The 21,701-nt window shown below is 74.0% G+C and carries 17 protein-coding genes and 1 pseudogene; 10 read left to right on the top strand and 8 right to left on the bottom strand.

Annotated features, from left to right (window positions below; translation table 11 throughout):
• Window positions 1–23: 23 nt before the first annotated feature.
• Window positions 24–218 (bottom strand): annotated as a pseudogene (locus tag FYW99_RS12605) (DUF4383 domain-containing protein); the annotation flags it as partial.
• Between the two features lie 91 nt (window positions 219–309).
• Between FYW99_RS12605 and FYW99_RS12600 the strand changes: the two are divergent.
• Window positions 310–1,263, top strand: coding sequence for a MerR family transcriptional regulator (locus FYW99_RS12600; protein ID WP_150252177.1), 954 nt, complete (start codon window positions 310–312; stop codon window positions 1,261–1,263).
• Here the strand turns inward: FYW99_RS12600 and FYW99_RS12595 are convergent.
• Complete coding sequence (locus tag FYW99_RS12595; RefSeq protein WP_150252176.1) at window positions 1,229–2,455, bottom strand: lycopene cyclase family protein; 1,227 nt, start codon at window positions 2,453–2,455, stop codon at window positions 1,229–1,231. The two genes, FYW99_RS12600 and FYW99_RS12595, sit on opposite strands and share 35 nt — an antisense overlap.
• A 59-nt stretch (window positions 2,456–2,514) precedes the next feature.
• Between FYW99_RS12595 and FYW99_RS12590 the strand changes: the two genes are divergently transcribed.
• Window positions 2,515–3,348, top strand: a complete 834-nt coding sequence (locus FYW99_RS12590) for a class I SAM-dependent methyltransferase (protein WP_223838953.1) — start codon at window positions 2,515–2,517, stop codon at window positions 3,346–3,348.
• Window positions 3,345–5,027, top strand: coding sequence for an FAD-dependent oxidoreductase (locus tag FYW99_RS12585; RefSeq protein WP_150252175.1), 1,683 nt, complete (start codon window positions 3,345–3,347; stop codon window positions 5,025–5,027). The genes FYW99_RS12590 and FYW99_RS12585 overlap by 4 nt, the downstream gene beginning before the upstream one ends.
• Window positions 5,028–5,765: 738 nt before the next feature.
• On the opposite strand, the gene FYW99_RS12580 is transcribed toward FYW99_RS12585, so the two are convergent.
• The 4 genes from FYW99_RS12580 to FYW99_RS12565 all read right to left on the bottom strand — a co-directional run bounded on the left by FYW99_RS12580 (window position 5,766) and on the right by FYW99_RS12565 (window position 10,520).
• Entirely contained in the window at window positions 5,766–6,776 is a 1,011-nt protein-coding gene (locus FYW99_RS12580) for a DUF5914 domain-containing protein (RefSeq protein WP_150252174.1), read from the bottom strand.
• A gap of 50 nt (window positions 6,777–6,826) precedes the next feature.
• Window positions 6,827–7,804 carry a phytoene/squalene synthase family protein gene (locus FYW99_RS12575; RefSeq protein WP_150252173.1) on the bottom strand — a complete coding sequence of 326 codons (978 nt, stop codon included), beginning with the start codon at window positions 7,802–7,804 and terminating at the stop codon, window positions 6,827–6,829.
• A complete protein-coding gene (gene crtI, locus FYW99_RS12570; RefSeq protein ID WP_150252279.1) occupies window positions 7,801–9,261 on the bottom strand; it encodes a phytoene desaturase family protein in 1,461 nt (486 codons plus the stop codon). The genes FYW99_RS12575 and crtI overlap by 4 nt, the downstream gene beginning before the upstream one ends.
• Before the next feature lie 116 nt (window positions 9,262–9,377).
• A complete protein-coding gene (locus FYW99_RS12565; RefSeq protein WP_150252172.1) occupies window positions 9,378–10,520 on the bottom strand; it encodes a polyprenyl synthetase family protein in 1,143 nt (380 codons plus the stop codon).
• 180 nt (window positions 10,521–10,700) lie between these two features.
• Here FYW99_RS12565 and FYW99_RS12560 point away from each other — a divergent pair, with 180 nt between their 5' ends.
• The 7 genes from FYW99_RS12560 to FYW99_RS12530 all read left to right on the top strand — a co-directional run bounded on the left by FYW99_RS12560 (window position 10,701) and on the right by FYW99_RS12530 (window position 17,541).
• Window positions 10,701–11,222, top strand: coding sequence for a MarR family winged helix-turn-helix transcriptional regulator (locus FYW99_RS12560; protein WP_150252171.1), 522 nt, complete (start codon window positions 10,701–10,703; stop codon window positions 11,220–11,222).
• A gap of 220 nt (window positions 11,223–11,442) precedes the next feature.
• The gene (locus FYW99_RS12555; protein ID WP_223838943.1) at window positions 11,443–13,146 is read left to right on the top strand and encodes a BCCT family transporter; all 1,704 of its coding nucleotides are present in this window, start codon (window positions 11,443–11,445) and stop codon (window positions 13,144–13,146) included.
• A gap of 39 nt (window positions 13,147–13,185) precedes the next feature.
• On the top strand, window positions 13,186–13,659 hold the full coding sequence (locus FYW99_RS12550) for an Hsp20/alpha crystallin family protein (RefSeq protein WP_061079853.1): 474 nt from the start codon (window positions 13,186–13,188) through the stop codon (window positions 13,657–13,659).
• Window positions 13,660–13,839: 180 nt separating this feature from the next.
• Window positions 13,840–14,451 carry a copper chaperone PCu(A)C gene (locus tag FYW99_RS12545; protein ID WP_150252170.1) on the top strand — a complete coding sequence of 204 codons (612 nt, stop codon included), beginning with the start codon at window positions 13,840–13,842 and terminating at the stop codon, window positions 14,449–14,451.
• Entirely contained in the window at window positions 14,451–15,656 is a 1,206-nt protein-coding gene (locus tag FYW99_RS12540; RefSeq protein WP_150252169.1) for a Dyp-type peroxidase, read from the top strand. Before FYW99_RS12545 ends, FYW99_RS12540 begins: the two co-directional genes overlap by 1 nt.
• A gap of 133 nt (window positions 15,657–15,789) precedes the next feature.
• On the top strand, window positions 15,790–16,419 hold the full coding sequence (locus tag FYW99_RS12535; RefSeq protein WP_223838942.1) for a hypothetical protein: 630 nt from the start codon (window positions 15,790–15,792) through the stop codon (window positions 16,417–16,419).
• A 348-nt stretch (window positions 16,420–16,767) separates the two neighbouring features.
• Window positions 16,768–17,541: a sigma-70 family RNA polymerase sigma factor gene (locus FYW99_RS12530; RefSeq protein WP_150252168.1), complete on the top strand. Its 774-nt coding sequence runs from the start codon at window positions 16,768–16,770 to the stop codon at window positions 17,539–17,541.
• Window positions 17,542–17,710: 169 nt separating this feature from the next.
• Here the strand turns inward: FYW99_RS12530 and FYW99_RS12525 are convergent, their stop codons facing one another.
• The gene (locus FYW99_RS12525; RefSeq protein ID WP_150252167.1) at window positions 17,711–19,045 is read right to left on the bottom strand and encodes a M16 family metallopeptidase; all 1,335 of its coding nucleotides are present in this window, start codon (window positions 19,043–19,045) and stop codon (window positions 17,711–17,713) included.
• Window positions 19,046–19,158: 113 nt separating this feature from the next.
• Window positions 19,159–21,471 (bottom strand): polyribonucleotide nucleotidyltransferase, encoded by a 2,313-nt coding sequence (locus FYW99_RS12520; RefSeq protein WP_150252166.1) that lies wholly within the window; start codon window positions 21,469–21,471, stop codon window positions 19,159–19,161.
• Between the last annotated feature and the right edge of the window lie 230 nt (window positions 21,472–21,701).

Here is a 21,701-nt window from a genome sequence, read left to right as displayed (position 1 = left end):
CCGGTCGCACCGGTCACACTGGTCGCACCGGACACGAAGCTCAGTGCACCGTTGGTGGACAGGCCCGCGACGACCTCCCCCTGGGTGTCGAAGAGCGGGAGCCTGAGCACCAGCCCCGCGATGCCGAAGCACATGAGCACGAGTCCGGTGAGTCCTGCGCCGACGCGGTAGACCACGCTGAGACGGCGGTCGGCCGGACGCCTGGTGTCCAGGTCCATGGTGCTGCCCCTTCCGGTGTTCTCCCAGCTAGAGTTCTACGCGTGTGGTGCGCGACACAAGACGCACCGCTTTCGCAACGCTTGGGGCGCCATGGCCGACGCACTGACTCCCGGGGCGACCGCGCGCCTGCTCGGAGTCTCGCCCTCCACGCTGCGCAGCTGGGACCGGCGCTACGGCGTGGGGCCGCGCGAGCGCAGTCCGGGCGGGCACCGCCGCTACTCCCCCGCCGACGTGGCGCGGCTGCGGGAACTGTGCCGCCTGGTCGGCGAGGGCCTGCCGCCCGCCTCGGCGGCGGAGCGCGTGCTCGACCCGGTTCCCGGGGGCCGCGCGCCCGCTCCCGCCTCGCCGGTCGTTCCCCGGCAGCGGGGCGCCGGGGAGGGCGCGCGGTCCCGTTGGCGTCCCGGCGGGGACACCCTGCCGCTGGGTGCGGCCGGGCCCGCCCTCCAGGGGATCGCCCGCGCCGCCATGCGCATGGACGCCGAACTCGTGGAGCGCCTGCTGGAGGAGGCGCTGGACGGGTACGGCGTGGTGGCGGCCTGGGAGGACCTGGCGATGCCGCTGCTGTACGGGATGGGCCGCAAGTGGGAGGACACCCGGCGCTACGTGGAGGTGGAGCACCTTCTGTCGTGGTGCGTGTCCTCGGCGCTGCGCCGCGTGGCCGCCCCCGCGGACGCGACGGGCCGTCCCGCGGTCCTGGCCTGCGGCCCCGGCCAGATGCACAGTCTTCCGATGGAGGCGCTGGCCGCCGCGCTGCGCGAACGGGGCGTGCCGCGCCGGGTGCTGGGCCCGTGCACGCCCGTGGCGGCGACGGTGCGGGCGGTGCGCCGCACGGGTCCGCGCGCGGTGGTCCTGTGGTCCCACGCGGGGAACGCCGACGACGTCGCGGCGCTGCGGGCGGTGGTGCGCGAGGCAGCCGGGTCGGTGCAGGCCACGGCCGTGTACACGGCCGGGCCGGGCTGGCGGACGCTGGGCGCGGCGCCGGGGCTGGCCGCCGGGCACCTGGGCTCGCTCACCGACGCCGTGCGGGCCCTGGTCCCCGGCTGAGGCTTCTCCCCACGCCCCCGCGCAGCGCGTAGTGCCACGCCTGGTCCAGACTGGTCAGCGACATGGCCGCGACCGGCGTGCTCAGGCCCATCGCCAGCTCCCGGGACAGGCGCGAGCCCCCGTCCAGGAAGGCCAGCACGTCCCCGAGGCGGTTGGCCGCGAACAGCCCGGCGAAGAACTCCGCTCCCCGCACCCGCCCCGTGTCCAGGGCCCGCAGCATGACCGCGTCCATCGCCAGGTGGCGGCGCCGGTGGGGCACCGGCGGCACCGGGACCCGCCCCCGGGCCAGCGACCGCGCCACGGCGGCCGTCTGGCGACGCACACCGCTGAACGTGTACCCGGTCGAGGGCCGGGTGGCGCCGCCAGCCGTCCCCACCCGGAACACGCGCCGTCCCGCGCGGGGTCGGAACCGCGCGTCGGTCATCGGGATGACGCCCTGTTCGGCCGCGGTCACCTCCACGTCCCCCAGCCCCAGCAGGCCGCAGTAGTCCTTGAGCGCGCGCTCGTACTCGGGGGTCGTGAGCGCCTCGCGGCCGAACTCGGTGTACTCCACCAGCGCCTCGCGCGGTGACAGCGGCAGCACGTAACCGAAGGCCACGCCGTTGGCGGGCTGGGGAGGGCGCAGGTCCATGAGCACGGCCGAGGAAGGGTCGAAGGCATCGTCGGGCGCGCGCACGAACCAGCCGCGGAAGTGCTGGAGCAGGTGCGTGCGCCCGCGCGGGGCGGGCCGGGGCGGACGCGAGTCGAACACCCACGAGGCGGTCAGCTCCCGATCCGCTCCGCCCGGCCCGGCGCCCCGCACCACGGCGTGCCGGGCGCCGTCGACGACCTCGCTGACCAGAAGCGGGAGCTGGTCCACGTGTTCACCGGCCGAGGCGCGCACGTGCGCGTCCACGTCGGCCGACCGCAGCATCTTGTACGCGTAGGGCGCCGCCGAGGAGGCGTGGGCGGCCCCGTCCGGCCCCACCACGGACAGGTCCGACCAGCGGGCGGCCAGCAGGTGGTCCCACGGCCCGCCGTCGGGCTCCCAGAAGCACCAGGTGCGCGGTGGAGGGGTGTGCGGCCCCGGGGGCGGTTCCACGAGGGCGACCCGCAGCGGTCGGCCACGTCGGTCATTGACCCCGCGGAGCTGGTGGGTCAGGGTGAGTCCAGCGGCTCCCCCGCCGATGATCGCCACGTCGTAGTCGGCCATGCCCCCAGCATGCACGGGGACGGCCGCGCCCGCACGCGAACACCCCCCGGGAGGAGAACGTGGACACCACGACGCACGCGATGAAGGACGGCGCGGTCACCGGCGAGTTCGACCACGCCGCCGGAGCCTACGACCGGCTCGTGTCCGCCAACCCCGGCTACCACGCGCACCTGCGCGTCTCCGCCAGGCGGCTGGGCCTGCCCTGGGACGGCACGGGGCTGCGCCTGCTCGACCTCGGGTGCGGTACGGGTGCCTCCACCGCCGCCCTGCTGCGCGCCCTGCCCCGGGCCCGGATCGCGGGCGTGGACGCCTCGCCCGGGATGCTGGAGGCGGCCCGCGCCAAGCGGTGGCCGGACTCGGTCTCCTTCCACCAGGCCAGGGCCGAGGACCTGACCCCCGAGTGGGTCCGAGGGTGCCTGGGGGGTCCGGCGGACGCGGTGTTCGGCGCCTACCTCATCCGCAACTCCCCCGACCCCGACGCCCTGCTCGCGTCCGTGCGCGCGCTGCTGAGACCCGGCGGCCGGATCGTCCTGCACGAGTACTCCGTGGCCGACTCGGTGTCGGCCCGGGCGGTGTGGTCGGCGGTGTGCTGGGGGGTGGTGATCCCTGCGGGCAAGGCGCTGACCGGCCGCGCAGACCTGTTCCGCTACCTGTGGCGCAGCGTTCTGGAGTTCGACGGCCGCACGGCGCTGCTGGAGCGGATGCGCCGCGCGGGCCTGGAGTCGGTGGCCAGCGCGCCGCTGCCGGGCTGGCAGTACGGGGTCACGCACACCTTCGTGGGACGACGCCCGAACGGCGCTTCGATCGGCGCCCTGGGAGGTGTTCCGGGGGGAGCTTCGGAGGGTGTTCCGGCAGGCCTCCCGGACGACGCTCCGGAAGGGCCGCGCCGATGAGCGCTGACGGCGACGGACGCTCCGGAGCACGCGTCCTCTCCGCCGGGCCCGGCCGTCCCCCCGGCGCCCGCGACCCCCTGGCCGAGGCTGTCCCGCCCGCGCCGCCGACCGGCCCCGCGACCGAAGGGAGGCCCCGCGCCGTCGTGGTCGGCGGCGGCATCGCCGGACTGGCGGCGGCCTGCGCACTGGCCGAGCGGGACGTGGACGTGACGGTGCTGGAGCGCGAGCCCTCGCTCGGGGGGCGACTGCGCGGCTGGGCCACGACGCTCTCCGACGGCTCGCCCGCGACCATGACCCGCGGGTTCCACGCGTTCTTCCGGCAGTACTACAACCTGCGCGCCCTGCTGCGCCGCGGCGACCCCGGACTCGGCGCGCTGGTCCCGCTCACCGACTACCCGCTGGTGCACAGGGACGGACCGCGCGACCGCTTCTCGGGGCTGCCCGCGACCCCGCCGTGGAACGCGGCCGTCCTGGCGGCGACCAGCCCGAGCTTCCCCCCGCGCGACCTGGCGCGGGTCAACGTGCCCGCGGCCCTGCAACTGCTCGACGTGGACGTGCCCGGCGTGTACGAGCGGCTCGACCACCTCAGCGCCCGCGACCTGCTGGACGCGGTGCGCTTCCCGCCCACGGCGCGGCACCTGGCCTTCGAGGTGTTCACCCGCAGCTTCTTCGCCGACCCCGGCGTGCTGTCGGCCGCCGAACTCGCGCTGATGTTCCACGTGTACTTCCTCGGTTCGTCCGAGGGCCTGGTGTTCGACGTGCCTGGCTCGCCGTTCCCGCAGGCCCTGTGGGATCCCCTGGAGCGCTACCTGGCCAAGCGCGGGGTCCGGCTGCGGACCGGCGTGCGGGTCGAGGAGGTGAGCCGGGGCCGGGAGCACCGAGATGAGGAGCTCCGGGGACAGGAGCGACGGTTCACGCTGCGCGGGCGCACACACGAGGGCGGGGCCTTCACGGAGGACGCGGACGCCGTGGTGCTCGCCGCCGACCCCGCCGGAACCCGCGACCTGGTGGCGGCCTCGCCGGAGCTGGGCGCACCGGAGCCGGGCAGGGCGGAGCCGGGCAGGGCGGAGCCGGGCGGGGCGGCCTGGCGCGACCGGATGGCCCGGGTTCGCACGGCTCCCCCGTTCCTGGTGTCGCGCTACTGGCTGGACCGGCCCGTGCGCCCGCACCGTCCCGCCTTCCTGGGCACGGCGGGCTACCCCACCCTGGACAACATCAGCGTGCTGGAGCGCTACGAGGACGAGGCCCACGCGTGGGCCCGGCGCACCGGCGGGTCGGTGGTGGAGCTGCACGCCTACGCGCTGGAGGAGGGGTGCAGCCCCGAGTACGAGCGGCAGCGGCTCCGGGAGCAGGCCGAGTCCGTCTACCCGGAGCTGCGCGGGGCCCGCGCGGTGGACGCCCGGCACGAACTGCGCGCGGACTGTCCGCTGTTCGCCCCCGGCAGCCACCGGGACCGGTGCGGTGTGACCACGCCCGACCCGTTCGTGACGGTCGCGGGCGACCACGTGCGCACCGATCTGCCCGTGGCCCTCATGGAACGCGCCGCCACCAGCGGCCTGCTCGCGGCCAACGCCCTGCTGTCGCGGTGGGGGCGGCCGGGGCACACGGTGTGGACCGTGCCCCGGCAGGGACGGTCGGCGCCCCTGCGGGCGCTCGCCCGCTGGTCCCGGGGGTCCTAGCGGTCCCGGCGGTCCCGGCGGACCCGGCGGTCCCGGCGGTCCCGGCGGACCCCGTGGGAGGGCGGCTGGTCCCATCAATCCAGCGTCAGCCTGGGTTCTAGGGGTGCGTGGCTGGGGTGTGCTGACCGTTCTACGCCGACCCCGCTGTCTCCAGCGTCAGCCCGGGTTCTACGGGTGCCTGGTTGCTGACGCAGCGACGCTCTACAACGTGCGGGCCCCCTACGACGCGCGGTCACGTGCGGGGCTTGGTGGCTGATGTTGGTCTGAACCGTATACCTCCGCCCCCGGATGGCTGAGGGGTCACTCCCGGTGGGCGTTCCACCCGGCACTCTTCCGAACGCCTTCGTGACGCCCACCAGGCCCCTGGAGTGACCGGAGTCAAGGGATCTCCTTCGCCAAGTTCGCTAGGCGAACTTGCCCTCAGTCGGTCCCCGCCCCCAGCACTGAACCTTGGAGCCAGTGCCCACCACGACCGCCCACCCCCCACGGGCGGACGGGGAACCCGCACCCTCTACGGGTGCCCGGCTGAGGTCACCTGGAAAGGAACAACCCCTGCGGCGCACCGCCAGCCCGGGCTCTACGGGTGCCTGGGTGGGGTCGCCTGGAAAGGGTCACCCCCTGGGGCGGGCCGCCGCTGTCAGCTCTACGGGTGCACGGCTGGGTCTTGCGGAGGGCTCGACCCCCTACGGGGCGGATCCTCCGACTGCAGGGATGCGACACCAGTCTTCTTGGGAGGGCTCAGCCGGGCCAGCGGCCGGTGCTCCTGAGCAGGTACCGGCGCTCCGCGTAGTCCAGGTCGTCCTTCCACAGGCGCCGGGCGGCCATCCGCATCACGGGGCGCACCACCGGCCCCGCCAGCCTGCGGGCCAGCAGGAAGCCGATCCGCTCCGAGCTGGCCACGGTCGCCTCGATGACCGCCGTGCGCGGCACGCCCCTGTCGTCCACGCCCAGCGGGGTGGCGTGCGTCTCCACCACGCTGCCCAGGCCCTCGCCCTCGATGATGCGCATGACCACCGTGCGCGGGTCCGGGCAGCGGAACTCCGCGCGCACCGGCACGCCCCACCGGCCCGCCACCCGGAAGCCCACGTCCACGACCATGCGGTCCGGGTCGGGATCGGCTCCCTTGGGCACCTCGGTCACCTTCAGCCCCACGAACGAGTAGGGGTGGAACCACGAGCCGTGCCAGGGGTCGAGCCGGTTGGCCACCACGTCCTCGGGTTCGCACCGACCCGCCAGGCTCTCCACCGCCACCAGGCTCCCGGACAGCGCGGGGCGCTCGGGGACCACCGGCGCGTCCAGGGGCTCCTCCCCGCCCTCCCGGTCCAGGCGCACCCACACCAGGACGCCGTCGTCGTGCACCGGGTAGGGGTCCCACCCGGGGAAGCCGCCGCTGTCCAGCGACAGCCCGTGCCACCGGCACACCAGGCGCCCGGAGTCCACCGCGCCCCGGCACAGCGGCGCGCCCAGGTGCGGGCAGGCGCCCGGCCCCGCGTGCGCGGTCCCGTCCGGGGTGCGCCAGGCCACCAGCTCGGTTCCGGCCACGACGCGCCCGAACGGCCGGTCCGCGCGGACCTCGGTGCTCGCGGCCAGCACGAACCAGTTCCCCGCGGGCCGGGCGAGCGCGCGTTTGAGCGCCGACCCGATGACGGAGGGCGAGCCCTCCCGCCAGGTCGGCTGCTGCGTGTTCCACGTGGTGGCGGGCATGCGGCGCAGGGGGAGCCGCCGCGGTCGCGGGTCGGGCAGTGTCACGGGGTCCTCCAGGTACGTCGGTCGGGGGGCGGGGCGGACCGCGCGTCTCCTCAGCCGGTCCGCGGGCGCGGCACCCGGCCGCGCAGGGAGCGCGCGATCAGCGACCGCGCGAGGGCGGGTACGGCGGCGGCCGCCTTGCGGGTGTCCGAGACGCGGTGCCGGACGCTCCACACGTCGTAGTCGGCCGCACGCACCTCGTCCAGGATCGCGCGGTAGAGCCGGAAGGCGGTGGCGACACACGGGCGCGCCACGGGGGAGAGCATCGCAATGCCCGGTTCGGCCCGCCGGTAGAAGCCCTGGTTGACCTCCACCAGGTCGGCGAGGGCCTCCCGTACGCGCGGGTGCGGCTCCCTGGCCCGCGCGCACTGCTCCAGCAGCTCACGGTCCACGCCGTGCGCGGCCAGGGCCTCCTCCGGCAGGTAGACGCGGCCGCGCCGCAGGTCCTCGGACACGTCCCGCAGGAAGTTGGTCAGCTGGAAGGCCTCGCCCAGCGCGGCGGCGTGCGGGGCCGCCTCCTCGCGCGGGGCCACCGTCCCCAGGACCGGCAGCACCTGGAGACCGATCACCGCGGCCGAGCCGTACATGTACTCGCGCAGGTGCTCCAGGTCGCGGTAGCCGGTCACGGTCAGGTCCATGCGCATGGAGGCCATGAACGCGGTGAAGTAGGCGTGCGGCAGCGCGTACCGGTGGACCGTGTGCGCCAGGGCGGACAGCACGGTCGCCGTCTCGGGGTCCCGCGCGGGTTCCCCGTCCAGGACCCGGGCCAGGTCGGCGTCGATGACGTCCAGGCGGGCGGTCTGGTCCGCCACCGTGGCGCCCGGCGGCGGTTCGTCGACGATGTCGTCCACCCACCGCGCGAAGCCGTACAGGGCGTGCACCCCGGGCCGGTGCTCGGGCGGCAGCACCCGCGTGGCCGTGTAGTAGGTGCGCCCGTGGCGGGCGTGCAGGGCCCGGCACCTGAGGTAGGCCTCCCGCAGCGGCTCGCCGGTGATCCCGGCGGCGTCGAGTTCCGCGGTTCCCGCGTTCATCGGCCTCCTCCGGTTCTGCGGACCACCTCTGCCGCGGCGAGCTTCCCCGAGATCAGCACGGTCGGCAGGCCGACCCCCGGTGTGGTCCCGCACCCGGCCAGGACGGCGTTGGAGGTGCCGGGGACGGTGTTGCGCGGACGGAACGGCCCCGTCTGGGCGAAGGTGTGCGACAGCGAGAACGGCGTGCCGTGCGCGAGCCCCTGCCGCGCCCAGTCCGCCGGGGTGACCAGGTGCTCGGCCCGCACGGAGGCGTCCAGCCCGTCCAGTCCGCGCTCCTCCAGGACCCCGACCAGGCGGTCCCGGTAGCGCGGCCCCTCGCGGTCCCAGTCGACGCGGCCCGCGGCCAGGTTGGGCGCCGGGGCGAGCACGTACAGCAGGTGGCGCCCCTCCGGGGCCAGCGACGGGTCGGTGAGGGTGGGCTGGGTGACCAGCAGGGAGGGGTCGCTCATGGTGCGGCCCTCGCGGATGATCTCGGTGAAGGTGCGCTTCCACGCGGCGCCGAAGGAGATGGTGTGGTGGCCCAGCCGCTCCCAGGTGCGGTCGGTGCCCAGGTGCAGCACGACCGCCGAGGGCGAGTAGCGCGTGGCCACGGGGCGCCGGGGCGTGTGGCCGAGCAGCCGGTGGGCGGCGGGCAGGTCCGCGGTGAGCACCACCTGGTCGCAGGCCAGGCGCTCCCCGTCCCCGGTGACGACGGCGCTGACGCGGTCGCCCGCGCGCTCCAGGCGCACGACCTCCTGCCCGTAGCGGACGGTCCCCCCGGCCTTGGCGACCGCTCCCGCGAGGGCGTCGCCCAGGGCGCGCATCCCTCCCCGGGGGAAGTACACCCCGGCGACGGTGTCCATGTAGGCGATGACGGCGTAGGCGGCCAGGGCGCTCTCCGGCGCCACCCCGGCGTACAGCGACTGGAAGGAGAAGATCCGGCGCAGCCGCTCGTCGCGCACGTGGCGGCCCACGGCCGGGGCCAGCCTGCCGAAGCCGCCCATCGCGGCGAGCCGGAACAGGTCGGGCCGGACCAGGTCCAGCGGGGAGCGGAACCGGGCGTCGATGAACGAGCGCATCTCCACCCGGTACAGCCGGGTGAGCCAGTCGCGCAGCCGCAGGTAGCCGTCGGCCTCGCGCTGCCCGGCCACCCTGGCGACCTCGGCGGCCATCGCCTCGCGCTCGGTGTGCACGTCGATCACCGAGCCGTCGGCGAAGGAGGCGCGGTAGGCGGGGCTGAGCGGCACCAGGTCCAGCCGGTCGGCCACGGTCTCGCCGACCGCGCCCAGGGCCTCGTCCAGGAGTTCGGGCATGGTGAGCACGGTGGGACCGGTGTCGATCTGGAAGCCGTCCAGGTCGAGCCGCCCCGCGCGCCCGCCCGGGTGCCCCTCGCGCTCGACCACGGTGACCTCGCGCCCCGCGCCCAGCAGGTGCAGGGCGCAGGCCAGACCGGACAGCCCTGCGCCCACGACGACCACGGGGCCGCGTCCGCGCGGCCCGGCTCCGGCCCGGGGCGGGGTCGGCGGCTCGGAGGTCTCCTCAGGCACGGTGGTGCTCCTCTCCGGTGTCGCGGACAGCTTCCCCGCCTGATGGGTCACACACGGTCACGCGCGATCCGGGAGGCCAGGCCGCCCAGCCCCTCCAGCACGTGCGCGGGCGCGTCGAGCCCCTCCAGGTGCGCCCGCCCCTGTTCGGCGAGCTCACGGCACCTGGCGCCGACCAGGTCGCGTGCGCCGATGCGGTCCAGCGCGTCGGCCGCCTCCGCGGGGTCCACGTCCTCGTCGGGAAGGCCGATGCGGTCGAACAGCCGCAGCGCGGCGCCGTCCCCGCGCTCGCGCGCCAGGCGGGTGCCGGTCACGAGCAGCAGCGTGCACTTGCCCTCGCGGATGTCCTCGCCCACGGGTTTGCCGGTCCGGGAGCTGTCCCCGTAGACGCCGAGCAGGTCGTCCCTGAGCTGGAAGGCGATCCCCACGTCCCTGCCGTAGCCGCGCAGGGACCGCACCACCGCCGGATCGGCCCCGGCCATCGCCGCGCCCAGGTGCAGGGGGCGTTCGACGCTGTAGGAGGCGGTCTTGAGCATGTCCACGCGCAGGGCGGCCTCCTCCGAGCGCTCCCGGCGCGCCTGGGCGCGCACGTCGAGGAACTGCCCGGCCATGATCTCGGTGCGCAGGTCCCGCCACACGGCCCGTGCCCGGACGGGTTCGGGCACGCCCGGCAGGGCCTCGTTGAACATGTCGTCGGCCCAGACCAGGGCGAGGTCGCCCACGAGGACGGCCAGAGCCTCCCCGTACCGGCGGGGGTCGCCGACGTGGCCGTCCCGTTCGTGTTCGAGGGCGTGCGCGGCGTGCACCGAGGGGCGGCCCCGGCGGGTGGGCGAGCCGTCCATGACGTCGTCGTGGACGAGCGCGCAGGTCTGGACGAGTTCGACCGCGGCGCAGGCCTGGCGGGCGGCGCGGGCCGTCTCCCCCGAGGGTGCGCCTTCGCCCGCGATCCACCCCCACCAGGCGAGCAGGGGCCGCATCCGCTTGCCGCCGTCCAGGGTGAAGCGGACGGTCGTCCCGGCCAGGTCCCGGCCGAACTCTCCGTCGAGGTCCTCCGAGTCGCGGAGCCTGCGCTCCAGGTAGTCCTTGAGCGACTCCTCCAGGGACGCGCGCTCGTCGGCGACTCCTGCGTCCGGCGGGTGCGGGTGCCTGTGGGTGTTCAGGATGGGATTGACGGTGTCCTCCCCGGGTAGCATCCGGACAATGCGACTCGGTTTCCATGAATCTTGGCAACCGAACTACTTCCCCCTCTGCGAGGGTCGAACCCTTCGCTGGCGGAGGGGTGTGCGCCTCCCGGAGAGGGTGTGCGCGTCCCGGTGGCGCTTAGACTTCCAAGAACGGCCGGAGCCACCGGCCACGAACGCGAGAGAGGAACCATGGACACCGCGTCGGCCGCATCCTCTCCCCCCGACTTCGGAGGGTCCGGGACCGCGGATTCCGAGGCCAGGTCGCGGGCCGAACTCTACGACGCGTTGCAGACCGACGGGCAGCGACTCGCCGTACGGCTCATCCGCCTGCTGCACCGGATGGCGGAGCGCTCGGGGATGAACCCGACCGACTTCCAGTGCTACACGCTGCTGCGCGTGGGCGGTTCCATGACACCGGGCGAGATCGCCGACAGCCTGTGCCTGTCCACCGGTTCGGTGACCGGGGTGATCGACCGCCTGGAGGCGCACGGCCTGGCCGAGCGCACCCGCCACCCCGAGGACCGGCGCAAGGTCGCCGTCCGGCTGACCGGCGACGCCGCGCGCCTGGGCCCCTCCACCGCGCCCGGGATGCGCGAGGCGATGACGGCCGCGCACGCCGACTACTCGCTGGAGGAGCTGGCCACGATCACGGACTGGCTGGACCGGATCGGCACGACCCTGGACCGGCTGTCCGCGAAGACGGAGCCGTGAGGCCGGAGGGACGCCGGTCGGAGCCGTGAGCATGGAACCCGCAGGGGTCGAGTGAAGCGAGGGTGACCACTCCTACCCCGATACGTGCGGACATATGCCGTCATGTGTCCGAAAAAGGCCCATAGCACCACGAAGGATATTTCGCCGCTCGTAAGCCAACACTCCGCAGTTGTGCGGTTGCTTCACGAAACGGCTTCTGGCACCTACCATCCCACGGGACATGTCCGTGGACCGGTGCCCGCACCGGCCCCTCATCCCCCGACCAGGGACAGCGATCCTCCGGGGCTGGGAAGGAGCCAGCATCTCATCCCTACGCGAGTACATCCGAGAACACACCAACCCCACGGTCTTCGGGGTTTCCGGAGTCGTGATCCTCGCCTTCGTCATCGTCGGCATCGTCGCCACCGAGCCGATGCTCGACGCGGCAACCGCCACGCGGGACTGGATCGGGGAGAAGCTGGGCTGGGTCTACGTCCTGTCCACCACCTTCTTCCTCGGGCTGGCGATCTTCCTCATGCTGAGCCGGTTCGGGAAGATCCGCCTGGGCCCGGCCGACTCCCGGCCCGAGTTCGGGACGCTGCCCTGGTTCGCCATGCTGTTCACCACCGGCATGGGCATCGGCCTGGTGTTCTGGGGGGTGTCGGAGCCCATCCACCACCTGACCTCGCCGCGCTCGGCCGAGTTCGTCACCCCCGAGGGCGAGCCGCCCCCGCCCGAGGCGGCGGGTGAGGCCCTGGCCCTGAGCTACTTCCACTGGAGCTTCCACCCCTGGGCCATCTACATCGCGCTCGGCCTGTCACTGGGCTACTTCGCCTTCCGCAAGGGCCTCCCCCTGCGTCCCGCCTCGGCGCTCTACCCCCTCCTGGGCGACCGGGCCTTCGGATGGCCGGGCAACGTGGTGGACATCCTCGCCATCTTCGGCACGATCTTCGGCCTGGCCACCTCCCTGGGCCTGGGCACCCTCCAGATCAACGGCGGGCTCAACCACGTCTTCGGCATCCCCTCGAACGCCACCGTGCAGGCGATCATCATCATCCTCATCACCGCGGTCGCGCTGGCCAGCGTGCTCTCGGGCATCGACAAGGGAATCCGCCGCCTGTCGATGATCAACCTGTGGCTGGCCTTCCTGCTGCTGGTGGTCGTCTTCGCCCTGGGACCCAAGCTGTGGATCGCCAGCATCATGACCACGGGCGCGGGCGAGTACCTGAGCAACATCGTCGAGTGGAGCCTGGCCTTCCCGAGCCCGCTCGTCGACGAGACGGCGGCGGCCTGGACCACCGCGTGGCCCATCTTCTACTGGGGCTGGTGGATCTCCTGGGCGCCGTTCGTGGGCATCTTCCTGGCCCGGATCTCCTACGGCCGCACCATCCGCGAGTTCGTCATCGGAGCGCTGTTCGCCCCCGTCGCCGTGTCCATCCTGTGGTTCGGGGTGTTCGGCGGCTCCGGCCTGTACTACGAGCTGTTCGGGAACGCCGACCTGAGCGCGCTGAGCGAGGAGGACCGGTCCTTCCGCCTGCTGGAGCTGCTGCCCGGGGGACCGCTCATCGGCGGCGTCATCTCCGTCCTGCTGATCATCGTGGTGGCGGTCTTCTTCATCACCTCCTCCGACTCCGGCTCCCTGGTGGTGGACACGCTCGCCAGCGGCGGAAGCCTCAAGCCGGTCAAGGCCCACCGCGCCTTCTGGGCGATCAGCGAGGGCGCGGTCACCCTGATCCTGCTGGTGCTGGGCGGGGAGAACGCGTTGTCGGCGCTCCAGGCCGCGTCCGTGGTCACCGGGCTGCCCTTCGCGATCATCCTGATCCTCATGGTGTGGGGCCTGCTCAAGGCCCTGTCGGAGGAACCCAAGCCCGGAAGCCCGAGGGAGCAGCGCGCCGAGGACCGCCCAAGGTCCGACCGCTCCCCGGGGAAGCAGGCGCGCGACTAGTTCCCGCAGTTCCCGTCAGCACGAGGAAAGGAGGCGGCCGTGGCGCCGAAGAAGTTCCACAACCCCTTCCACGGTGTGGTGGACATGATCACCGAGATGAACCGCATCTCCGACAGCATGTCCTCGATGGAGACCGGCAACGCCGGTGAGCGAGAGCGCGGGCACGCCGACGCGTGGAGCCCGCCCACCGACATCCTGGCCCGGGGCAACGACCTGGTCGTGCGCTGCGAGGTCCCCGGGGTCCAGGAGCAGGACGTGTCCGTGAGCCTCAACAACGGGATCCTCACCATCAGCGGCGAACGCCGCCGGGACGGGGACGACGTCGTCTACTACTCCTCCGAGCGGTTCATGGGCACGTTCCGCCGGGAGATCAGCCTCCCGGAGGCGGTGGACGAGGAGGACATCGAGGCCAGCTACGGCGAGGGGCTGCTGGAGGTGGTGGTGCACGGCGCCGCCAACGCCCGCGGGCCCCGGCGCATCACCATCCGCAAACGGACCCCGAAGAGGTCCTAGACACCGCTGACGGGGCGGGTCCGGCACGGCCGGGCCCGCCCCGTCGGCGTCCGCGGGACGGACGCGGCGCAGGACGGATGTGGCGCGGGGCACCCACAGCTGCCGGGAACCGGACGGTCCCGTGATCCGACCCGTAGGGGGAACAGCCGCGAGAACGCGGCTCGTACCCCCGGAGGGAACATGGACCGCGTCCGCACCAGCCGTACCGCATGGGCCGCCTCACTGCTCTGCCTCGGCCTCGCCCTCACCGCCTGCGGCGGGGCCGCCGAGGGCGGCGCCGCCCCGGCGGAGGAGGCCGCCGACGCCTTCTCCGTGACCGATCCCTGGGTCAAGGCCGTCACCGCCGAGGAGGGGATGACCGGCGTCTTCGGTGTGCTGGCCAACGGCTCCGGCGAGGAGATCACCGTCGTCTCGGCCAGTTACGAGGCGGCCGGAGTGGTCGAGCTGCACGAGGTCGTCTCCGAGGGGACCGACGGCACCATGCGCGAGAAGGAGGGCGGGTTCCCCATCCCCGCCGGGGGCAGCGCCACCCTGGAGCCCGGCGGCGACCACATCATGCTCATGGAGCTGGCCGAGGACCTCCGGCCGGGAGCCGAGGCGACCGTCACCGTGGAGTTCTCCGACGGCTCCACCACCGAGTTCACCGCCGCGGTCAAGGACTACGCCGGGGCCAACGAGGAGTACGGGGGCGACACGGAGGGCGGCCACGGCGGGGGGCACGGCACCGGGGAAGAGGACGCCGAGGGCGGGGGCGACCAGGCGCACGGCGACGAAGGGCACGGGGACCACTGATGGGCGGCGAGGCCCGGCTCAGCCGCAGAGGGCTCCTCCTGGGCGGCGCGGCCGCCGGTGTCGGCGCGGCCGGGGGCGCGCTCGCCCACCGGTGGGCCGCGGAACCGGCGGCGTCCCCCGTGGCTCCCCCACTCAACGGCACGCTGACCGTGCCGTTCCACGGCGCGCGGCAGGCGGGCGTGGAGACCCCGCCGCAGACCCACGGCACCTTCGTCGCGCTGGACCTGGAACCGGCGGCCGACGCGGACGCGGTCGGTCGGCTCCTGCGGCTGCTCAGCGACGACGCGGCCCGCCTGTCCCGGGGCGAGCCCGCCCTGGCCGACACCGAGCCCGAGCTCGCCCGGGTTCCGGCCCGGCTCACCACCACGTTCGGGTTCGGGCGGGGGCTGGTGGAACGGGTGGACCCCGACGCGGTGCCGGACTGGCTGGGGCCCCTGCCCGAGTTCGGGCACGACCGGCTCAACCCGGCCTGGGGCGAGGCGGACCTGCTGCTCCAGGTGTGCGCGGACGACCCCGTGACCGTCTCCCACGCGGTGCGGATGATGCTCAAGGACGCACGGGCCTTCGCGCGGGTGCGGTGGACGCAGAGCGGGTTCCGCCGGGCCCACGGCTCCCAGCCCGAGGGCACCAGCATGCGCAACCTGATGGGACAGGTGGACGGGACCGTCAACCCCGCACCGGGAACCGGGGACTTCGACCGGCTGGTGTGGGGCGGGGACCCACCGCGGTGGCTCAGGGGAGGCACGAGCCTGGTGCTGCGCCGCATCGCCACCCACCTGGACACCTGGGACGAACTGGACCGGCCCGCCCGGGAGGCGGTCATCGGCCGCCGCCTGGACAACGGCGCGCCGCTGACCGGCGCCGAGGAGCACGACGAGGCGGACCTGGAGGCCACGGACGGCTCCGGGCTGACCGTCATCGCGGACTTCGCCCACATCCGGCGGGCCCGCACCGACGACCCGGAGCAGCGGATCTTCCGGCGCGCCTACAACTACGACGAGCGCGGCTCCGGCGGTGAGGAGGCGGGGCTGCTGTTCGCCTCCTTCCAGGCCGACCCGCTGCGCCAGTTCGTGCCCATCCAACGGCGCCTGGACGAGTTGGACCTGCTCAACGAGTGGGTGACCGCCGTGGGCTCGGCGGTGTTCGCCGTCCCGCCGGGCTGCCCGGAGGGAGGGTACGTGGGGCAGGCCCTGCTGGAGGGGTGAAGTTTCGGCCCCGGCGGCCGGATCCGGCCGCCGGGGCCGCATGAGGGAGGGGAGCGCCTCCTCCCGCGAACACGGCCCGCGGGCCGACCCACCCCCCTGGGCGGGGATCCGGAACGGATGCGACGATGAACCCATGACGGAGCGGCCACCCCTGCGCGCGGCCCGCGCCGGGGTGTTCGCCTCGGTGTGCTCCGCCGTGTCCGTGGGCGGCCACGCGCTGTCCTCCGAGCACGCCGTCCCACTGGGCGGACTGCTCGTCGGCGCCGCCCTGGTCTACGCCTCCGCCTGGGCCGCGACCGGCCGCGAACGCGGACTCGGCGCGATCGCCGGATGGATGGCGTGGGGCCAGCTGGCCCTGCACCTGGTGTTCTCCATGGCCCAGGCGGCGGGCGCCCACGGCGCCCACGCGGCCGACCCCGCCGCCGTGGAGGCCGCATCGGGCGGCGCCGAGATGCTCCTCGCCCACCTCGTGGCGGGCGCCGTGTGCGCCTGGTGGCTGCGCCAGGGCGAGGCGGCGCTCTTCGCCTACCTGCGCCTGGCCGCCGCCGCGCTGCTGCCCGTCCTGGTGCTCGCGGTCCCGAGGCTGGTACCCGAGCGGGTTCCCCCGGCCCCGCTCCCCGAACGCGGGACGCCCGCCCCGGCCGCGCCCTACCTCCGGCACAGCCTGGTTCTGAGGGGACCGCCCGCGGCACAGGCCGTGTTCGACCGGCACCCGCACCGCCGCGCGGCGGTCGGCGCCCACGAACACGCCCCGGGCCGCTGACCCGAGCCCTACCCGCGCCCGCGCTCCCGGGCCGCCTCCCACCGCGACGGTGACGTCCGCGAGGACCAGCCCTGAGCTGTCCTCACGCCGCGCCGTGCCCAGGGGGAAACCGGCCGCGCGGTCCCGGCTCCGCCTGGGCGGACACGGGTACCGGGGTCGGCGCCTCCCCGCCGCGACCTCCGCACCGCCGCGCCCCGCGCGGGCATCCGGAGGCGCGTCCGGTCCCCGCGTGCCCGGGCCGGTCCCCCTTGCCGGGGACCGGCCGCGCACGCTCCCGTCACCGCGCGCACCACCGCCCGAGGCCACCGGCCGCCGGGCCGCTGGTGCACGCCGGAACCCGGAGCACCGATGCCCACCGACACCGTCTTCCAGGAACAGCGCCCGGCACGGGCGCGACGTTCCCACCCCGACCGCCCGGCGCGCCGCTCGTGGCGCGACCACCGCACCGATCCGCAACGGTCCCCCGCGCCGGGCGAAGCGGAGGGGCCCGCCCTCCCGCAGGAGCCCGCCCGCTCAGCAGGGTCCGCTCGCCCCCAGGGACCGTCCGGTTCGGAGGGACCGACCCGTTCGGAGGAGTCCCCGCACGCGGACGAGCGCCACCGGGAGCGGGACGGCGAACTCGACCGGCTGGCGCTCGCCGCCCGTGAGGGCTCGGCCGAGGCGCTCGACGCGTTCGTCCGCCGCACCCGCCCCGACGTCGCCCGCTACATCGCCCGCAGGGTCCACCCCGACCGCGTCGAGGAGCTCAGCCAGGAGACCTACCTGCGGGCCCTGCGCGGCCTGCCGCGGTTCGCCGGGCGCGCCCCGGCGCGGACCTGGCTGCTGGCCATCGCCCGCAACACCGTCGCCGACCGCTACCGCCGCGACGCGGCCCGCCCCGACTGCGTGCACCCCGCCGACTGGGAGCTGCTGCCCGCGCGGACCGTCCGGTTCGACGAGCACGTGGCCCTGCTCTGCCTTCTGGACGGGCTCGCGGCCGAACGGCGGCAGGCGTTCGTCCTCACCCAGGTGGAGGGCCTGTCCTACGCCGAGGCCGCCCGGCTGGCGGACGTGCCCGTGGGCACGATCCGCTCGCGGGTCGCCCGGGCCCGCGGTGACCTAGTGCGCGGGCTCACCGCCTGAGGGCGGAACCCACCGAGGCCCCGGGCCGCCCGCGTGCGCGGGCGGCCCGGGGCCTCGGATGGGAGGACCTCCAGAGCGCGGTGGCCGGAGAGGGCCCACAACCCGCCCCACACACCGATCGCAGGTCAGAACCTCATGCGTCGCAACGGCAACGCTTCCGGCCAGCCGGTCAGAAGACCCGGTCGGCCGCGTAGGGGCCGATCACGGCCAGCGCGCGCGGCCGCGACAGCAGGTCGGCGGCCACCTCGGCCACCTCCGCGCCGGTCACCGCGTCGAACAGCGCCAGGCTCTCGTCGATGGAGTAGTGCCCGGGCCGGTTCAGCTCGTGCGAGAGCAGCCGCCCCATCCGCGCGTTGGTGCCCTCACTGCCCAGCACCAGAGACCCCTGGATCTGGCCCTTGGCGCGGATCAACTCCTCCTCGGTGATGCCCGAGGCGGCCACCTTCGCCAGCTCCTCGCGGCACACCCCGATGACCTCGTCGGCCTTCTCCGGCAGGCAGCCCGCGTAGATCTGGAAGCTGCCGGTGTCGGCGTAGTCGGCGTTGTAGGCGTGCACCGCGTAGGCCAGGCCGCGCTTCTCACGCACCTCCTGGAACAGGCGGGAGGACATCCCGCCGCCCAGGGCGGCGCTGAGCAGCCGCAGCGCGTACCACCGCGGGTCGGTGCGCCGCAGCCCCTCCGACCCCAGGATGATGTGCGCCTGCTCGGTCTCGCGCGGCTGCACCACCGTGCCGCCGTAGGTGGTGACCGGGGAGCCGCCGATGCGGGGGCGCGCGGGGCGGGCGTCCCCCGCGGCGGCCGAGTGCTCGGCGAACAGCCTGCGGACCTGCTCCACCACCCGGTCGTGGTCCAGGCTGCCCGCGGCGGTCACGATCAGCTCGCCGGGCACGTAGGCGTCGCGGTACTGCTCGGCGATGCGGTCGCGGGAGAGCGCCTCGATGGTGTCGGTGGTGCCCAGGATCGGTCGGCCCAGCGGCGTGTCGCCGAAGAAGTGCGCCGCGAAGACGTCGTCCACCAGGTCGGCGGGCTCGTCCTCGTACATGGCGATCTCCTCCAGGATCACGCCCCGCTCGGTCTCCACCTCGCCCTCGTCGAGCACCGAGTTGGCCACCATGTCACCGACGACGTCGACGGCCAGCGGCAGGTCGCGGTCGAGCACCTTCGCGTAGTAGCAGGTGTGCTCCTTGGTCGTGTAGGCGTTGTGGTCGGCGCCCACACCGTCCAGCAGCGCGGAGATCTCCAGCGCCGAGCGCTCCTTGGTCCCCTTGAACAGCAGGTGCTCCAGGAAGTGCGCCGAACCCGCGTGCGCGGAGTCCTCGTCACGGGAACCCGTGGTCGCCGAGATCCCGAACGCGGCGGAGCGCACGCCCGGCACGGCCTCGGTGACCACGCGCAGGCCGCCGGGCAGCACCGTGCGGCGCACCAGTCCGGTACCGCCGTCCGGCTCCAGCAGCGTCACGGTCGTGCCCGGGTCCTGCTCGGCGGCGATGGGGACAGAGCTCATGGATCCTTCTTCTTCGTCGGGACGTCGGCGGCCGGTCCACCCGGCGGTTCCGGCCGAGGATACGCGCCGGGGCGGCCGCACCCAAGGTGCGACCGCCCCGGCGTCGGTCAGGATCAGGTGTTCTCCGAGCGCCCGCCCGAGCTGCGGCGGCGGCGACGGCGCGGGGCGTCCCCGCCGTTCTTGTCACCGCCGTCGTCCTCGGCCGAGGAGTCCTCGTCCTCGGCTGCGGGAGCCGCCGGGGCGGCCTGGGCCGCCTCGGCCTCCACGACCTCGACCGGGGCCAGCGAAAGCTTGCCGCGGTCGTCGATCTCGCGGATCTCGACCTGGATCTTCTCGCCGATGCTGATCACGTCGTCGAGGTTCTCGATCCGCTTGCCGCCGTGCAGCTTGCGGATCTGCGAGATGTGCAGCAGGCCGTCCTTGCCGGGCAGCAGCGACACGAACGCGCCGAACGTGGTCGTCTTGACGACGGTGCCCAGGTAGCGGTCGCCGACCTCGGGCATCGTCGGGTTGGCGATCTGGTTGATCGTGTCCCGCGCGGCCTCGGCGGAGGGGCCGTCGGTGGCGCCGATGTAGATCGTGCCGTCGTCCTCGATGGTGATCTCGGCGCCGGTGTCGTCCTGGATCGAGTTGATCATCTTGCCCTTGGGGCCGATGACCTCGCCGATCTTCTCCACCGGGACCTTGACGGTGAGGATGCGCGGAGCGTTCGGGCTCATCTCGGCCGGACGCTCGATGGCCTCCTGCATGACGTCGAGGATGGCCAGGCGGGCGCCGCGGGCCTGCTGGAGCGCGAGCGCCAGCTGCTCGGCGGGGATGCCGTCGAGCTTGGTGTCCAGCTGCAGGGCCGTGATGAGCTCACGGGTACCGGCGACCTTGAAGTCCATGTCGCCGAACGCGTCCTCGGCGCCCAGGATGTCGGTGAGGGTGACGAACTCGTCGCCCTCGCTGATCAGGCCCATGGCGATGCCCGACACCATCTCCTTGAGGGGCACGCCGGCCGCCATCAGGGACATGGTGGAGGCGCAGACCGAGCCCATCGAGGTGGAGCCGTTGGAGCCCAGGGCCTCCGACACCTGCCGGATGGCGTAGGGGAACTCCTCGCGGGCGGGCAGGACCGGGAGCAGGGCGCGCTCGGCGAGGGCGCCGTGCCCGATCTCGCGCCGCTTGGGCGAGCCCACCCGGCCGGTCTCACCGGTGGAGTAGGGCGGGAAGTTGTAGTTGTGCATGTAGCGCTTGGTCTTGTCCGGGTTGAGCGTGTCAACCGTCTGCTCCATGCGCAGCATGTTGAGCGTGGTGACACCCATGATCTGGGTCTCGCCGCGCTCGAAGAGGGCCGAGCCGTGCACCCGCGGCAGGATGCCGACCTCGGCGCTCAGCTGGCGGATGTCCTTGGGCCCGCGGCCGTCGATGCGGATCCCGTCGCGCAGCACGCGCTCGCGCATGAGCTGCTTGCTCAGGGAGCGGAAGGCGGCGCCGATCTCCTTCTCGCGGCCCTCGAAGTCCTCGGCGAGCCTCTCGGCGGCCGAGGCCTTGACGCGGTCCAGCTCGGCCTCGCGGTCCTGCTTGTCCGCGATGGTGAGCGCCTTGGACAGCTCCTCGCGGACGGCGCCCTCGACGGCGGCGTACGCGTCGTCCTCGTAGTCGAGGAAGATCGGGAACTCGCCCTGCTCGCGGCTGGCCTGGTCGGCGACGGCCTGCTGGGCCTTGCACAGGACCTTGATGAAGGGCTTGGCGGCTTCCAGGCCCTCGGCGACGGTCTGCTCGTTGGGGCCGACGGCCCCCTCGGCGACCAGCTTGAGGGTGCGGACCGTGGACTCGGCCTCCACCATCATGATGGCGACGTCGCCGTCCTCCAGGACGCGACCGGCGACCACCATGTCGAAGGTGGCGTTCTCCAGCTCGGCGTGGGTCGGGAAGCCCACCCACTGGCCGTCGATGAGGGCGACGCGCACGCCGCCGATCGGGCCGGAGAAGGGCAGCCCGGCGATCTGGGTGGACATCGAGGCCGCGTTGATGGCCACGACGTCGTACAGGTGCTCGGGGTGCAGGGCCAGGATCGTCTCGACGATCTGGATCTCGTTGCGCAGGCCCTTGCGGAACGACGGGCGCAGCGGCCGGTCGATCAGGCGGCAGGTGAGGATGGCGTCCTCGGAGGGACGGCCCTCACGCCGGAAGAAGGAGCCGGGGATGCGGCCCGCGGCGTACATGCGCTCCTCGACGTCCACCGTCAGGGGGAAGAAGTCGAGGTTGTCCTTGGGGCGCTTCGAGGCGGTGGTGGCGGACAGGACGACGGTCTCGTCGTCCAGGTACACCGTGGCCGATCCGGCGGCCTGGCGGGCCAGGCGACCGGTCTCGAAGCGGATGGTGCGGGTGCCGAAGGAGCCGTTGTCGATGACGGCTTCGGCCGAGTACACGCCCTCCATGGGCGACCTCCTACTACACGTGTTCGCGTTCGTGGCGCCGGACACGGAAGGTGTGCCGGCGCTCGTGGTTCTTTTCCCGCGTCCGTGCCCCGGAGTTGATGACGGCCGGTCATCGATCGAAGCCCACGGCATGCCCTCGCGGGAATGTCCGGGGACCACTACCGAGGACCGGCCCCGGCTCTGCGCCGGGGTGGGAGCGGGTGGTTCTCACTGTGGAATTAGGGTGGACG

It is taken from the genome of Nocardiopsis deserti, assembly GCF_008638355.1.
In the GTDB taxonomy this organism is placed as follows: domain Bacteria; phylum Actinomycetota; class Actinomycetes; order Streptosporangiales; family Streptosporangiaceae; genus Nocardiopsis; species Nocardiopsis alborubida.
Note: the sequence above shows the minus strand (reverse complement) of the source record. Positions and strands in the feature narration are given on the sequence as shown.